The organism is Klebsiella sp. K47 (genome assembly GCF_051858335.1).
GTDB lineage: Bacteria > Pseudomonadota > Gammaproteobacteria > Enterobacterales > Enterobacteriaceae > Klebsiella > Klebsiella pneumoniae.
This window is the reverse complement of the sequence record NZ_JBPYUI010000001.1, coordinates 24,013-38,876: the sequence shown is the minus strand read 5'-3', so window position 1 is coordinate 38,876 and position 14,864 is coordinate 24,013. Positions and strand designations below refer to the sequence as shown.

17 protein-coding genes are annotated in these 14,864 nt (G+C 57.9%); all 17 read left to right on the top strand.

The genetic code is table 11. The annotated features are described in order from the left end of the window. The first annotated feature begins 35 nt into the window (after positions 1-35). The 17 genes from RRF55_RS00210 to ycfP all read left to right on the top strand — a co-directional run bounded on the left by RRF55_RS00210 (position 36) and on the right by ycfP (position 14,662). The gene (locus RRF55_RS00210; protein WP_002899288.1) at positions 36-989 is read left to right on the top strand and encodes a beta-ketoacyl-ACP synthase III; all 954 of its coding nucleotides are present in this window, start codon (positions 36-38) and stop codon (positions 987-989) included. A 15-nt stretch (positions 990-1,004) separates the two neighbouring features. After that, positions 1,005-1,934 (top strand): ACP S-malonyltransferase, encoded by a 930-nt coding sequence (gene fabD, locus RRF55_RS00205; RefSeq protein ID WP_009308402.1) that lies wholly within the window; start codon positions 1,005-1,007, stop codon positions 1,932-1,934. A 12-nt stretch (positions 1,935-1,946) separates the two neighbouring features. Continuing rightward, positions 1,947-2,681 (top strand): 3-oxoacyl-ACP reductase FabG, encoded by a 735-nt coding sequence (fabG, locus tag RRF55_RS00200; protein WP_002899294.1) that lies wholly within the window; start codon positions 1,947-1,949, stop codon positions 2,679-2,681. Positions 2,682-2,891: 210 nt separating this feature from the next. Continuing rightward, positions 2,892-3,128 (top strand): acyl carrier protein, encoded by a 237-nt coding sequence (acpP, locus tag RRF55_RS00195; RefSeq protein ID WP_000103754.1) that lies wholly within the window; start codon positions 2,892-2,894, stop codon positions 3,126-3,128. A gap of 89 nt (positions 3,129-3,217) precedes the next feature. Next, positions 3,218-4,459 carry a beta-ketoacyl-ACP synthase II gene (gene fabF, locus RRF55_RS00190; RefSeq protein ID WP_002900666.1) on the top strand — a complete coding sequence of 414 codons (1,242 nt, stop codon included), beginning with the start codon at positions 3,218-3,220 and terminating at the stop codon, positions 4,457-4,459. A 125-nt stretch (positions 4,460-4,584) separates the two neighbouring features. Next, entirely contained in the window at positions 4,585-5,394 is an 810-nt protein-coding gene (pabC, locus tag RRF55_RS00185; RefSeq protein ID WP_002900669.1) for an aminodeoxychorismate lyase, read from the top strand. A gap of 1 nt (position 5,395) precedes the next feature. Continuing rightward, positions 5,396-6,418 (top strand): cell division protein YceG, encoded by a 1,023-nt coding sequence (gene yceG, locus RRF55_RS00180; protein ID WP_002900671.1) that lies wholly within the window; start codon positions 5,396-5,398, stop codon positions 6,416-6,418. Beyond that, on the top strand, positions 6,408-7,049 hold the full coding sequence (tmk, locus tag RRF55_RS00175; protein ID WP_002900674.1) for a dTMP kinase: 642 nt from the start codon (positions 6,408-6,410) through the stop codon (positions 7,047-7,049). Before yceG ends, tmk begins: the two co-directional genes overlap by 11 nt. Beyond that, positions 7,046-8,050: a DNA polymerase III subunit delta' gene (gene holB, locus RRF55_RS00170; protein ID WP_002900676.1), complete on the top strand. Its 1,005-nt coding sequence runs from the start codon at positions 7,046-7,048 to the stop codon at positions 8,048-8,050. Before tmk ends, holB begins: the two co-directional genes overlap by 4 nt. Before the next feature lie 10 nt (positions 8,051-8,060). Next, positions 8,061-8,855, top strand: coding sequence for a metal-dependent hydrolase (locus RRF55_RS00165; protein WP_004140680.1), 795 nt, complete (start codon positions 8,061-8,063; stop codon positions 8,853-8,855). Between the two features lie 296 nt (positions 8,856-9,151). Then, positions 9,152-10,585, top strand: coding sequence for a PTS glucose transporter subunit IIBC (gene ptsG, locus RRF55_RS00160; protein ID WP_002900680.1), 1,434 nt, complete (start codon positions 9,152-9,154; stop codon positions 10,583-10,585). Between the two features lie 261 nt (positions 10,586-10,846). Then, positions 10,847-11,203 carry a purine nucleoside phosphoramidase gene (gene hinT, locus RRF55_RS00155; protein WP_002900681.1) on the top strand — a complete coding sequence of 119 codons (357 nt, stop codon included), beginning with the start codon at positions 10,847-10,849 and terminating at the stop codon, positions 11,201-11,203. 4 nt (positions 11,204-11,207) lie between these two features. Next, positions 11,208-11,582, top strand: a complete 375-nt coding sequence (locus RRF55_RS00150; RefSeq protein WP_002900683.1) for a YcfL family protein — start codon at positions 11,208-11,210, stop codon at positions 11,580-11,582. Positions 11,583-11,603: 21 nt separating this feature from the next. After that, positions 11,604-12,242, top strand: a complete 639-nt coding sequence (gene lpoB, locus RRF55_RS00145) for a penicillin-binding protein activator LpoB (protein WP_014342994.1) — start codon at positions 11,604-11,606, stop codon at positions 12,240-12,242. Then, complete coding sequence (gene thiK, locus RRF55_RS00140) at positions 12,223-13,050, top strand: thiamine kinase (RefSeq protein WP_020316860.1); 828 nt, start codon at positions 12,223-12,225, stop codon at positions 13,048-13,050. The genes lpoB and thiK overlap by 20 nt, the downstream gene beginning before the upstream one ends. Positions 13,051-13,073: 23 nt before the next feature. Next, a complete protein-coding gene (gene nagZ / locus RRF55_RS00135) occupies positions 13,074-14,084 on the top strand; it encodes a beta-N-acetylhexosaminidase (protein WP_004147935.1) in 1,011 nt (336 codons plus the stop codon). A gap of 35 nt (positions 14,085-14,119) precedes the next feature. Further along, entirely contained in the window at positions 14,120-14,662 is a 543-nt protein-coding gene (gene ycfP / locus RRF55_RS00130; protein WP_004224099.1) for an alpha/beta hydrolase YcfP, read from the top strand. Positions 14,663-14,864: the final 202 nt, after the last annotated feature.

Sequence of the window (14,864 nt, the reverse complement as noted above, 5' to 3'; positions counted from 1 at the left end):
AGGCGGGTATATCACCCAAGAGTGACTGAGCGTACATGTATACGAAGATTATTGGTACCGGCAGCTATCTGCCCGAGCAAGTGCGTACAAACGCCGACCTGGAAAAAATGGTAGAAACCTCTGACGAGTGGATTGTCACCCGCACAGGTATCCGTGAGCGTCGTATTGCCGCAGCGCATGAAACAGTTGCTACGATGGGCTTTGAAGCCGCAAAGCAGGCGCTGGCGATGGCGGGCGTGTCCGCGGAGCAAATTGGTCTGATTATCGTTGCGACCACCTCCGGCACGCACGCGTTTCCGAGTTCTGCATGCCAGATCCAGTCAATGCTGGGCGTTAAGGGTTGCCCGGCGTTTGATGTCGCCGCCGCCTGCGCCGGTTTCACCTATGCGCTAAGCGTCGCCGATCAGTATGTGAAGAACGGCGCGGTAGATTATGCGCTGGTTGTTGGCGCCGATGTGCTGGCGCGCACCTGCGATCCGGCGGATCGCGGAACGATTATTATTTTCGGCGACGGCGCCGGCGCGGTTGTGCTGGGCGCCTCCGAAGAGCCGGGCATTATCTCGACGCATCTGCATGCCGACGGCAGCTATGGCGAACTGCTGACCCTGCCGAACGCCGATCGCGTCGATCCGGAAAACCCGATCTATCTGACGATGGCCGGCAACGAAGTCTTCAAAGTGGCGGTCACCGAGCTGGCGCACATCGTTGATGAGACGCTGGCAGCAAATAATCTTGAACGTTCAGCGCTGGACTGGCTGGTGCCGCATCAGGCTAACCTGCGTATTATCAGCGCGACGGCGAAGAAACTGGGTATGTCGATGGATAACGTCGTTGTGACCCTCGACCGCCATGGCAACACCTCCGCGGCGTCAGTCCCTTGCGCGCTGGATGAGGCCGTCCGCGATGGCCGTATTCAGCGCGGTCAGCTGATTTTGCTGGAAGCCTTTGGTGGCGGTTTCACCTGGGGTTCCGCGCTGGTTCGTTTTTAGTATAAGGATTTAAACATGACGCAATTCGCATTTGTGTTCCCGGGGCAGGGCTCTCAGGCCGTAGGCATGCTGGCCGAAATGGCTGCCGCCTGGCCGGTCATTGAAGAGACCTTCGGTGAAGCTTCCGCAGCGTTGGGTTACGATCTGTGGGCGCTGACGCAACAGGGCCCGGCAGAAGAACTGAATAAGACCTGGCAGACTCAACCGGCGCTGCTCGCCGCCTCCGTGGCGCTGTACCGCGTCTGGCAACAGCAGGGCGGCAAAGCGCCAGCGCTGCTGGCGGGTCACAGCCTCGGCGAATACTCCGCGCTGGTATGCGCGGGCGTTATCGGTTTCGCTGATGCCGTTCGCCTGGTTGAGCTGCGTGGTAAATTCATGCAGGAAGCCGTACCGGAAGGTACCGGCGCCATGTCCGCTATTATCGGTCTGGACGACGCCGCTATCGCCAAAGCCTGTGAAGAGTCTGCCGAAGGGCAGGTGGTCTCTCCGGTGAACTACAATTCTCCGGGCCAGGTGGTTATCGCCGGGCACAAAGAGGCCGTTGAACGCGCTGGCGCCGCCTGTAAAGCCGCCGGCGCCAAACGCGCGCTGCCGCTGCCGGTGAGCGTGCCGTCCCACTGCGCGCTGATGAAGCCAGCCGCAGAAAAACTGGCGGTAGAGCTGCAGAAAATCACCTTCAACGCGCCGACGATTCCGGTGGTGAATAACGTCGACGTGAAGTGCGAAACCGCGCCGGACGCCATTCGCGACGCGCTGGTGCGCCAGCTGTACAGCCCGGTGCAGTGGACCAAAACCGTTGAGTTTATGGCTACCGAGGGCGTATCGCACCTGTATGAGGTTGGCCCGGGTAAAGTCCTCACCGGCCTGACCAAACGTATTGTTGACACCCTGACCGCTTCCGCGCTTAACGAGCCGGCGGCGATGTCTGCGGCGCTTGAGCAATAAAAGAGGAAAACCATGAGTTTTGAAGGAAAAATCGCGCTGGTTACCGGTGCAAGCCGCGGTATTGGCCGTGCTATCGCTGAAACGCTCGTCGCCCGTGGCGCGAAAGTTATCGGTACTGCGACCAGCGAAAGCGGCGCGCAGGCGATCAGCGACTATTTAGGCGCCAATGGTAAAGGTCTGATGTTGAATGTGACCGACCCGGCATCTATTGAATCTGTTCTGGAAAATGTGCGCGCAGAGTTTGGCGAAGTGGATATCCTGGTGAATAATGCCGGGATCACTCGCGACAATCTGTTAATGCGCATGAAAGATGACGAGTGGAACGATATTATCGAAACCAACCTGTCATCGGTTTTCCGTCTGTCAAAAGCGGTAATGCGCGCTATGATGAAAAAGCGTCATGGACGTATTATCACTATCGGTTCTGTGGTTGGTACCATGGGAAATGCGGGTCAGGCCAACTACGCCGCGGCGAAAGCGGGTCTGATCGGCTTCAGTAAATCACTGGCGCGTGAAGTTGCGTCCCGCGGTATTACTGTAAACGTTGTTGCTCCGGGCTTTATTGAAACGGACATGACGCGTGCGCTGACCGATGAGCAGCGTGCGGGTACGCTGGCGGCAGTTCCTGCGGGGCGCCTTGGCACCCCAAATGAAATCGCCAGCGCGGTTGCATTTTTAGCCTCTGACGAAGCAAGTTACATCACTGGTGAAACGCTGCACGTCAACGGCGGAATGTACATGGTCTGACCGAGATTTGTGCAAAACGTTCAGGAACCGCGCACTTCGCACGGTTCTCTGTGCGGTTTTGTGCGAAAAGATTTGCGTTCTTAGGGCAAACGGCCTCAAAATAGCGCAAAATCGTGGTAAGACCTGCCGGGATTTAGTTGCAAATTTTTCAACATTTTATACACTACGAAAACCATCGCGAAAGCGAGTTTTGATAGGAAATTTAAGAGTATGAGCACTATCGAAGAACGCGTTAAGAAAATTATCGGCGAGCAGCTGGGCGTTAAGCAGGAAGAAGTTACCAACAATGCTTCCTTCGTTGAAGACCTGGGCGCTGATTCTCTTGACACCGTTGAGCTGGTAATGGCTCTGGAAGAAGAGTTTGATACTGAGATTCCGGACGAAGAAGCTGAGAAAATCACCACCGTTCAGGCTGCCATTGATTACATCAACGGCCACCAGGCGTAAGTGAACATCTCCAGGCGGTCATTCGACCGCCTGAGTTTTATCTTTTTATTGTCCCACAAGAATCTATTTTCCCTCCCTGGAGGACAAACGTGTCTAAGCGTCGTGTAGTTGTGACCGGACTGGGCATGTTGTCTCCTGTCGGCAATACCGTAGAGTCTACCTGGAAAGCTCTCCTTGCCGGTCAGAGTGGCATCAGCCTGATCGACCATTTCGATACTAGCGCCTATGCAACGAAATTTGCTGGCTTAGTAAAGGATTTTAACTGTGATGACATTATCTCGCGCAAAGAACAGCGCAAGATGGATGCCTTCATTCAATATGGAATTGTCGCTGGCGTTCAGGCCATGCAGGATTCTGGCCTTGAAGTGACGGAAGAGAATGCAACCCGTATTGGCGCCGCTATCGGCTCCGGTATCGGCGGTCTCGGCTTGATCGAAGAAAACCACAGTTCGCTGGTTAACGGCGGACCGCGCAAGATCAGCCCATTCTTCGTTCCTTCCACAATTGTTAACATGGTGGCCGGCCATCTGACCATCATGTTTGGTCTGCGTGGGCCAAGTATCTCTATCGCGACCGCGTGTACTTCAGGCGTGCACAACATCGGCCAGGCCGCGCGCATCATCGCCTATGGCGATGCCGATGCGATGGTGGCAGGCGGCGCGGAAAAAGCCAGTACCCCGCTTGGCGTGGGCGGCTTCGGCGCGGCGCGTGCGCTCTCCACGCGCAATGACAACCCGCAGGCGGCGAGCCGTCCGTGGGATAAAGATCGTGACGGCTTCGTGCTGGGCGACGGCGCGGGTATGGTGGTGCTGGAAGAGTACGAGCATGCCAAAAAACGCGGCGCCAAAATCTACGCCGAGATCGTTGGCTTCGGCATGAGCAGCGATGCTTACCACATGACGTCACCGCCGGAAGATGGCGCGGGCGCCGCGCTGGCAATGGTGAATGCTATTCGCGATGCGGGCATCGAACCGGGCCAGATCGGCTACGTCAACGCCCACGGTACCTCGACGCCGGCCGGCGATAAAGCGGAAGCGCAGGCGGTTAAGTCTGTCTTCGGTGATGCGGCGAGCCGCGTACTGGTGAGCTCTACCAAATCCATGACCGGGCATCTGCTGGGTGCGGCAGGGGCGGTAGAGTCGATTTACTCTATCCTGGCGCTGCGCGATCAGGCGGTTCCGCCGACGATCAACCTCGACAACCCGGATGAAGGCTGCGACCTCGACTTCGTTCCACACGAAGCGCGTCAGGTTTCCGGTATGGAGTACACCCTGTGCAACTCCTTCGGCTTTGGCGGCACTAACGGTTCGCTGATCTTCAAAAAAGTGTGACAGGGCTTGCCCCGGTACTGCTTTAACAAAAGGCCCGTTCATCGGGCCTTTTTTATTCAGCTTTCTCCCCTTGTTCTCTGCTCTGGGTCCTGACACACTGACCGACCAGTGAAAAGGAGTCCTTTATGTTCTTGATAAACGGCGTTGTACAGGACACGTTGGCAGCGAACGATCGCGCCACCCAGTTTGGCGACGGCTGTTTTACCACCGCCCGCATCCAGCAAGGGCAGGTTGCGCTACTGGACGCCCATCTGCAGCGTTTGCAGACAACCTGTGAAAAATTACATATCCCATTTAACGACTGGCTGACGCTGAGCGAAGAGATGCAGCGTCTGGCTCGGCCGCACGCGCAGGGCGTGCTCAAGGTGACTCTCACCCGCGGCGTTGGGGGAAGGGGATACAGTACGGCAGGCTGCGTGTCGCCCACTCGCATTCTCAGCTTCTCTCCATTCCCGGCGCATTATGCGCGCTGGCGGGAGGAGGGCATTACTCTGACCCAGAGTCCGGTGCCCCTGGGGCGCAACTCCTGGCTTGCCGGCCTGAAGCACCTTAATCGCCTTGAGCAGGTGCTGATCCGCTCTCATCTTGAGCAGACGGACGCCGATGAGGCGCTGGTCCTTGACAGTGACGGGTGGCTTACGGAATGCTGTGCCGCGAATTTATTCTGGCGTCAGGGACGTGATGTATTTACTCCGCGACTCGATTATGCCGGGGTCAACGGCATTATGCGGCAGCGCTGTATCGCGCAGCTGGCACCATCGACGTTTCGCGTTGTCGAAGTGACAGCGCGTCCCGAGACGTTGCGGGAGGCCGATGAAGTGCTGATCTGCAATGCGCTGATGCCGCTGGTGCCGGTTCGCCGCTGGGAGGAGACCACCTGGTCCTCGCGTGAGCTTTACCATTTTTTAGCCCCTTTGTGTGAGCTGTCTGGTTAGTATGAAGAAAATGTTACGTTTTATCCTGTTGCTGGTCGTGCTGTTGGGCATCGCCGCGGCGGCAGGCATGTGGAAGGTACGCCAGCTGGCGGACAGCAAGCTGCTGATTAAGGAAGAGACCATCTTTACCCTCGAAGCTGGCACCGGCCGGCTGGCGCTGGGCCAGGATCTCTATCGCGAGAAGGTGATCAATCGCCCGCGCGTTTTCCAGTGGCTGCTGCGGGTGGAACCTGAGCTGTCTCACTTCAAGGCCGGGACCTATCGCTTCACGCCGCAAATGACGGTGCGCGAGATGTTGCAGCTGCTGGCCAGCGGCAAAGAGGCGCAGTTTCCGCTGCGCTTTGTCGAAGGCATGCGCGTCAGCGACTACCTGCGCCAGCTGCGCGATGCCCCGTACGTGAAGCACACGCTTGAAGACGATAGCTACGCGACGGTGGCTAAGGCATTAGGTCTTGAGCATGCCGACTGGGTAGAGGGCTGGTTCTGGCCGGATACCTGGATGTACACCGCCAACACCAGCGATATCGCCATCCTCAAGCGCGCGCATCAGAAAATGGTCGCCGAAGTGGCGAAGGTCTGGGAAGGACGGATGGAGAATCTGCCCTATGCCGATCAGAACCAGCTGTTGACCATGGCCTCGATTATTGAAAAAGAGACCGCGGTAGCGGAAGAGCGCGACCGCGTCGCGTCGGTATTTATCAACCGCCTGCGCATCGGTATGCGCTTGCAGACCGATCCGACCGTAATCTACGGGATGGGCGCAGGATATACTGGTAAGTTAACGCGTAAGGATCTCGAGACGCCGACCGCATACAATACTTATACCATCAGCGGTTTGCCGCCGGGCCCTATCGCGGTGCCGGGCGAGGCCTCGCTGAAGGCGGCCGCCCATCCGGCGAAAACGCCATATCTTTATTTCGTCGCCGACGGGAAAGGGGGCCATACGTTTACCACAAACCTGGTCAGTCATAACCGTGCGGTGCAGGATTATCTGAAAGTACTTAAGGAAAAAAATGCGCAGTAACTATATCGTCATCGAGGGGCTGGAGGGCGCCGGGAAGACCACCGCACGTCAACTGGTGGTGGAGACGCTGCAGTCGGCGGGTATTCACGATATGGTGTTTACCCGCGAGCCGGGGGGCACAATCCTTGCCGAAAAACTGCGTAGCCTGGTGCTGGATATCCAGTCCACGGGCGATGAAGTGATTAACGATAAAGCGGAAGTGCTGATGTTTTACGCGGCGCGCGTCCAGTTGGTGGAGACCGTGATTAAGCCCGCGCTGGCCCGCGGCCAGTGGGTGATCGGCGATCGTCACGATCTGTCGACGCAGGCCTATCAGGGCGGCGGCCGGGGAATTGACCGCACGATGCTGGCGACGCTGCGCGACGCGGTACTCGGTGATTTTCGCCCCAATCTGACGCTGTATCTCGACGTCACGCCGGAAGTGGGGCTGCAGCGCGCCCGGGCCCGCGGCGAGCTGGATCGCATTGAGCAGGAGTCCATGAACTTTTTCAACCGTACCCGCGCGCGCTATCTTGAGCTGGCCGCCGCCGATCCTTCTATCCGCACGGTTGACGCAACTCAGCCGCTGGATGCCGTGGCGCGCGACATTCGCGCCACGATCGCCCAGTGGATGGCGGAGCAAGCGGCATGAAATGGTATCCGTGGCTGCGCCCCTCGTTCGAGCAACTGGTCGGTAGCTATCAGGCCGGACGAGGCCACCACGCCTTACTGTTACAGTCCCTGAACGGGATGGGCGGCGAGGCGTTGATTTACGCGCTGTGCCGCTTCCTGATGTGCCGCCAGCCCGAAGGACATAAAAGCTGCGGCCACTGCCATAGCTGTCAGCTGATGCAGGCCGGCACGCACCCCGATTACTATGCGCTCAGCCCCGAGAAGGGCAAGAGCGCGCTGGGTATTGACGCGGTGCGCGATGTCAATGAAAAGCTCTATGAACATGCGCGCCTTGGTGGGGCAAAAGTGGTCTGGATTAGCGATGCTGCCTTGTTGACCGATGCCGCCGCCAACGCGTTGCTGAAAACGCTGGAGGAGCCCCCGGAGAATACCTGGTTCTTCCTCGCCTGCGAGGAGCCGGCGCGTCTGCTGACCACTCTGCGCAGCCGCTGTCGCCTGCATCATCTGGCGCCGCCGTCTGAGCCTTATGCTCTGGCCTGGCTGGAGCGTGAGGTGAGCCTGCCGCAGGAGTCATTGTTGACCGCGTTACGCCTGTGCGCCAGCGCGCCGGCTGCGGCGCTCGAACTGTTACAGGAACCGCTGTGGACGGCGCGGCAGCAGTTGTGTCAGGCGCTGGCGGCTACCCTGGCGAGCGGTGACTGGCTGGCGCTGCTGCCGATACTCAATCATGAACAGGCGGCGGTTCGCCTGCACTGGCTGGCGTCGCTGCTGGTCGATGCGCAAAAACGACAGCAGGGGATTACCCTGGTGAGTAACCCTGACGTCTGGCCGCTGCTGGAGCAGCTGGCGCACAGCCTGCCCGCCGCCAGGCTGCAGGCGATTGCCCATGACGTCTGTACCTGCCGCGAGCAATTGCTCAACGTTGTCGGTGTCAACCGCGAACTGCTGCTTACCGAGCGCCTGCTGCGCTGGGAACATTACCTGCAACCCGGGACGGGTTTACCCGTCTCCCACCTCTGAGTGAGACATTATGTTTTTAGTCGACTCCCACTGCCATCTTGATGGTCTGGATTATCAAACTCTACACAAAAACGTCGACGACGTGCTGGCAAAAGCGGCCGCACGCGATGTGAAATTTTGCCTCGCCGTCGCCACGACGCTGCCTGGCTACCGCAGTATGCGCGAACTGGTGGGGACGCGTGACAACGTCGTCTTCTCCTGTGGCGTACACCCATTAAACCAGGACGAGCCCTGGGAGGTAGAGACCCTGCGCGCGCTGGCAGCGGAAGAGGGCGTCGTGGCGATGGGGGAGACCGGTCTGGATTATTTTTATACCCCGGAAACTAAAGCCCAACAGCAAAGCTCGTTCCGCGACCACATTCGTATCGGCCGTGAGCTCAATAAGCCGGTGATCGTCCATACCCGTGACGCGCGTGCCGATACTCTGGCTATTTTGCGCGAAGAAAAGGTGACGGATTGCGGTGGCGTACTACACTGTTTCACTGAGGACAGGGAGACAGCGGGCAAGCTGCTCGATATGGGGTTCTATATCTCGTTTTCCGGTATCGTCACTTTTCGTAACGCCGAGCAGCTGCGTGATGCGGCGCGCTACGTGCCGCTGGATCGCCTGCTGGTTGAAACCGATTCGCCGTACCTGGCGCCGGTCCCCCACCGCGGCAAAGAGAACCAGCCGGCGCTGGTCCGTGACGTTGCCGAGTATATGGCGGTACTGAAGGGGGTGTCGCTTGAGCAGCTGGCTCAGCAGACCACCGACAATTTTGCCACCCTGTTCCACATCGACCCCGCCCGTTTGCAACCTGCTTGATCTGCTTATTATTTTAAGGCTCGTAATTAATAGCCAAAGCGAGTAAAGTTCACCGCCACAAAAGTGGCGGTGAAGGTTTTTTAGCAACATCTGGATACAATTTATGTAAGTTGATGTAAATTTTTACCGGAAGGCTGATTGAAACGTGATAGCCGTCAAACAATCATCCCGTTAATTATTTTACTCTGTGTAATAAATAAAGGGCGCTTAGATGTCCTGTCCACGGCACGGTTCTCCCCCCGGGCCAATGCGTGAAAGCGTAAAAAAGTACCAAATACTCAGGAGCACTCTCAATTATGTTTAAGAATGCATTTGCTAACCTGCAGAAGGTCGGTAAATCGCTGATGCTGCCGGTATCCGTACTGCCTATCGCAGGTATCCTGCTGGGCGTCGGTTCCGCTAACTTCAGCTGGCTGCCAGCCGTGGTCTCCCACGTTATGGCAGAAGCAGGCGGTTCAGTTTTCGCCAATATGCCGCTGATCTTCGCTATCGGTGTGGCCCTCGGCTTCACCAATAACGACGGTGTATCCGCACTGGCTGCAGTCGTGGCTTACGGCATCATGGTGAAAACCATGGCGGTTGTTGCGCCGCTGGTGCTGCATTTACCTGCTGACGAGATTGCGGCAAAACACCTTGCTGATACCGGCGTGCTTGGCGGTATTATCTCCGGTGCTATCGCCGCCTACATGTTCAACCGCTTCTATCGCATCAAGCTGCCAGAATATCTCGGCTTCTTTGCGGGCAAGCGTTTTGTGCCGATTATCTCTGGTCTGGCCGCTATCTTCACCGGCGTGATCCTCTCCTTCATTTGGCCGCCGATCGGCTCCGCGATCCAAACCTTCTCCCAGTGGGCTGCTTATCAGAACCCAGTGGTGGCGTTTGGTATCTACGGTTTCATCGAACGTTGCCTGGTGCCGTTTGGTCTGCATCACATCTGGAACGTTCCTTTCCAGATGCAGATCGGCGAATACACCAACGCGGCTGGTCAGGTGTTCCACGGCGATATCCCGCGCTACATGGCAGGCGACCCGACGGCGGGCAAACTGTCTGGCGGCTTCCTGTTCAAAATGTATGGTCTGCCGGCAGCGGCTATCGCGATTTGGCACTCTGCTAAACCGGAAAACCGCGCCAAAGTGGGCGGTATCATGATCTCCGCCGCGCTGACCTCGTTCCTGACCGGTATCACCGAGCCGATCGAGTTCTCGTTCATGTTCGTGGCGCCGATCCTGTACGTTATCCATGCCATTCTGGCGGGCCTGGCGTTCCCGATCTGTATCCTGCTGGGTATGCGTGACGGTACCTCGTTCTCTCACGGCCTGATCGACTTTATCGTGCTGTCCGGTAACAGCAGCAAGCTGTGGCTGTTCCCGATTGTTGGTATCTGCTATGCGATCGTGTACTACGTCATTTTCCGTGTGCTGATTAAAGCCCTGGATCTGAAAACTCCGGGTCGTGAAGACACCACCGAAGAGAGCAAAGCTGGCGCCACCAGCGAGATGGCTCCGGCTCTGGTCGCCGCTTTCGGCGGTAAAGAGAACATCACCAACCTCGACGCATGTATTACTCGTCTGCGTGTTAGCGTGGCGGATGTAGCGAAAGTTGACCAGGCTGGCCTGAAAAAACTGGGCGCCGCTGGCGTGGTAGTGGCAGGTTCTGGCGTACAGGCCATCTTCGGTACCAAGTCCGATAACCTGAAAACTGAAATGGATGAGTACATCCGTAACAGTTAAGACGTAGTATCGGGGAGACTAAGGCAGCCAACTGGCTGCCTTTTTTATGCGCTAAAGTCGGTGCCCCACAAGCGATAACCCTGAAAACAGTCCACCATATGCTTATTCCCTCAGCAGCTAAGTCTATAGTTGAATAAGAAAAAGAGCTTTCAGGTTGAAAGAGAGGGAGAATGTCGCTCATACTCTTAGCGGAACCTGTGCGTCCGCGTTTATCTGCAGAAGCAGGCCAGCGCACGGGATAAAACTTATAAGGAATCAGTCATGGCAGAAGAAACGATTTTCAGCAAAATCATTCGCCGGGAGATCCCGTCGGATATTGTCTATCAGGATGAGCTTGTGACCGCTTTTCGCGACATCTCCCCGCAGGCGCCCACCCATATTCTGATTGTCCCGAATGTTCTGATTCCTACCGTAAATGACGTCACCGCTGAACATGAGCTGGCGCTGGGCCGGATGATGACCGTCGCGGCGAAGATCGCCCGCGATGAAGGTCTTGCCGACGATGGCTATCGGTTGATCGTCAACTGCAACCGCCACGGCGGCCAGGAAGTGTACCATATCCATATGCATCTGCTGGGCGGTCGTCCGCTTGGCCCGATGCTGGCGCACAAAGGCTAACGTCATGCTCAGGACCCTTTTGGGCGCGTGTCTGGCGGCGGGGCTACTCGCCGGGTGTAGTTCACACCCGGAGATCCCGGTTTCTGACCAGCAGGCGCTGGTGATGGAGTCGAGCGTGCTGGCGGCGGGGATCAGCGCCAGCGAGCCTGCCGTCGTGGCGACAGAGATTCAGGCTACCGCCTCCTCAACGCTATATAACGAGCGCCAGCAGCCGGTTACCGTGCACTATCGTTTTTTCTGGTATGACGCCCGAGGGCTGGAGATGCATCCGCTGGACGCGCCGCGCACCATCGTGGTACCGGCCCGCTCCTCGGTCACGTTATATGGCAGCGCCAATATCCTGGGGGCGCATAAGGCCCGCCTTTATCTTTATCTGTAAGGGGTAATTATAATGATGAAAATGTGTCGCTATGCGTTAATCACAGCACTGGCGATATTCCTCGCAGGCTGTGCGGGGTTGCGGGAGCAGCCCGCGCCGGTAGAAGAGGCCAAACCGCAGCCGCAGCAGCCTGCGCAGCCGCAGCCCACGGTGCCGACCGTACCGGCGGTGCCCTCTGTCCCGGCGCAGCCTGGGCCGATTGAGCATCAGGATCAGCAGTCGGGTCAGCCGGCGCCGCGCGTGCGTCATTATGACTGGAACGGCGCGGTTCAGCCGCTGGTGGGGCAGATGCTGCAGGCGAGTGGGGTCAATGCCGGCAGTATTCTGCTGGTTGACAGCGTGAACAACCGCACCAACGGTTCGCTGAATGCTGGAGAAGCCACCACTGCGCTACGTAGTGCGCTGGCCGGTAACGGCAAATTTACCCTGGTATCGGCGCAGCAGCTGGCGGTCGCCAAGCAGCAGCTGGGCCTGTCGCCGCAGGACAGCCTCGGCAGCCGCAGCAAAGCCATGGGCATCGCCCGCAACGTGGGCGCGCAGTATGTGCTTTACTCCAATGCCACCGGCAACGTCAACGCGCCTGAGCTGAAAATGCAGCTCATGCTGGTGCAAACCGGTGAGATTATCTGGTCAGGTAAAGGTGCTGTTCAGCAACAATAAGCTAACGCGCGACGAGCTCTTGTCGCGCTTCTTTCCCCATTATCATCCTGTCGCCTCGCTGAGCCAGAGTGGCCTCAGCGGCGGCAGTGTGATTATCAGCGACGGCGACCGGCGGCACGTGCTGCGTCAGCCGCACGATCCGTCTGCCGCCACTTACTATTTTCGCCGTCAGTATCACGCACTCCGCCGACTGCCTGCCAGGCTGGCACCAACCCCGCTGTTTTACTCACCCTGCTGGATGGTGGTGGAGTATTGCGCAGGGGAAGTGAAAAGCGAGTTACCGGCCTCCCCGCAGCTGTCAGGCTTATTGTATGATTTGCATCAGCAACCGCGGTTTGGCTGGCGGGTTAGCCTCATACCACTGCTGGCCCAGTACTGGCAGAGGTGCGATCCGGCGCGGCGCAAGCCGCGTTGGCTGCGCTGGCATCAGCGGCTGCGCCGCCAGGGCGAGCCCCGTCCCCTGCGGCTGGCGCCGCTGCACATGGACGTCCATGCCGGCAATATTATTCATAATGAGTCCGGCCTGAGGCTGATCGACTGGGAATATGCCGGCGATGGCGATATCGCGCTGGAGCTGGCCGCGGTGTGGATCACGCCTGGCGAGCGCCGTCGGCTGGTAGAAGCGTATGCCCGGCGGGCGGCCATCGACGCGCAGCTGCTTTGGCGGCAGGTTGCACTCTGGCGCCCGTGGGTACTGCTGCTGATGGCGGGCTGGTATGAAATGCGCTGGCGGCAGAGCGGGGACCGGCAATTTATCACGCTGGCAGATGAAATATGGTGTCAGTTAGACAACGAACGTAAAGGATAAGAGAGGTCAGTGTGGGCCCAGTGATGTTGGATGTCGAAGGGTATGAGCTGGATGCGGAAGAGCGAGAGATTCTGGCGCATCCGCTGGTGGGAGGGTTGATCCTCTTTACCCGAAATTATCACGATCCGGCGCAGCTGCGCGAGCTGGTGCGCCAGATCCGCGACGCCTCCCGGAACCATCTGGTGGTGGCGGTCGATCAGGAAGGGGGGCGGGTTCAGCGTTTCCGCGAAGGGTTTACCCGTTTACCGGCGGCCCAGTCTTTCGCCGCGCTGCTGGGGATGGAAGAGGGGGGCAAACTGGCCGCCGAAGCCGGCTGGCTGATGGCCAGCGAAATGATCGCCATGGATATCGATATTAGTTTTGCGCCAGTGCTGGACGTCGGCCATATCAGCGCCGCAATCGGCGAACGTTCTTATCATGAAGATCCGCAGAAAGCGCTGACGATGGCGCGTCACTTCATTGACGGGATGCACGCCGCGGGCATGAAAACCACCGGCAAACACTTCCCGGGTCACGGGGCGGTGACTGCCGATTCGCACAAAGAGACGCCGTTCGATCCGCGGGCGGCATCGGTTATCCGCGACCATGATATGGCGGTGTTCAAAAGCCTTATCGCCGAGCAGCGTCTGGACGCCATTATGCCGGCGCATGTGATTTACCCGGAGCTCGATCCGCGTCCGGCCAGCGGCTCGGCGTACTGGCTGAAAACGGTGCTGCGCGGCGAACTGGGCTTTGACGGGGTGATTTTCTCCGACGATCTGTCGATGGAAGGGGCGGCGATCATGGGCAGCTATGCCGAACGCGGTCAGGCATCGCTCGACGCCGGTTGCGATATGATCCTCGTCTGCAATAATCGTAAAGGCGCGGTCAGTGTGCTGGATAACCTGTCGCCGATCAAAGCAGAGCGTGTTACGAAATTGTATCATAAAGGTTCCTTTTCCCGTCAGGAGTTAAGGGATTCAGCCCGTTGGAAAACGGTGAGTGCCCAGCTGGAGCAGCTTCATGCGCGCTGGCAAGAGGCGAAGTCCGCGTAACGCTCTACGGGGCGTTGTTGTCTGGTGAGGATGCGATGATTATCTATTTACACGGTTTTGACTCGAACAGCCCCGGTAACCATGAGAAGGTGATGCAGCTGCAGTTTATCGACCCGGACGTGCGGTTGATTAGCTACAGCACGCGGCATCCCAAGCACGATATGCAGCATTTGCTGAAAGAGGTCGATAAAATGCTGCAGCTCACTGCCGATGACCGGCCGCTGATCTGCGGCGTCGGCCTTGGCGGCTACTGGGCGGAGCGGATTGGTTTTCTGTGCGATATCCGCCAGGCGGTGTTCAATCCAAACCTGTTTCCGTATGAGAACATGGAAGGCAAAATCGACCGACCGGAAGAGTATGCTGACATCGCCACCAAGTGCGTGACCAACTTCCGCGAGAAGAACCGCGATCGCTGCCTGGTGGTGCTTTCCCGCCAGGACGAGGCGTTGGACAGCCAGCGTTCCGCCGATCTCCTGCACCACTATTATGAAATTATCTGGGATGAAGAGCAGACCCATAAGTTTAAAAATATCTCGCCGCATCTGCAGCGGCTGAAAGCGTTTAAAACCCTCGGCTAACTGCTTTTCCCTTGTTCCCAAACCCGCGTCGGGTTCACCACGCGGGTTTTTTCATGTCTACACTTATTGGTTTCGCTGAAAAAATACGCGACAAAACTTGATGCACATCAATTTTGGTATGACCAATGCACCGTTCATGGTATTCTCGACAGTGCTGAATGGTTTCATTAACGTAACTTGTTGTTAAATAAAGGCTATTTCA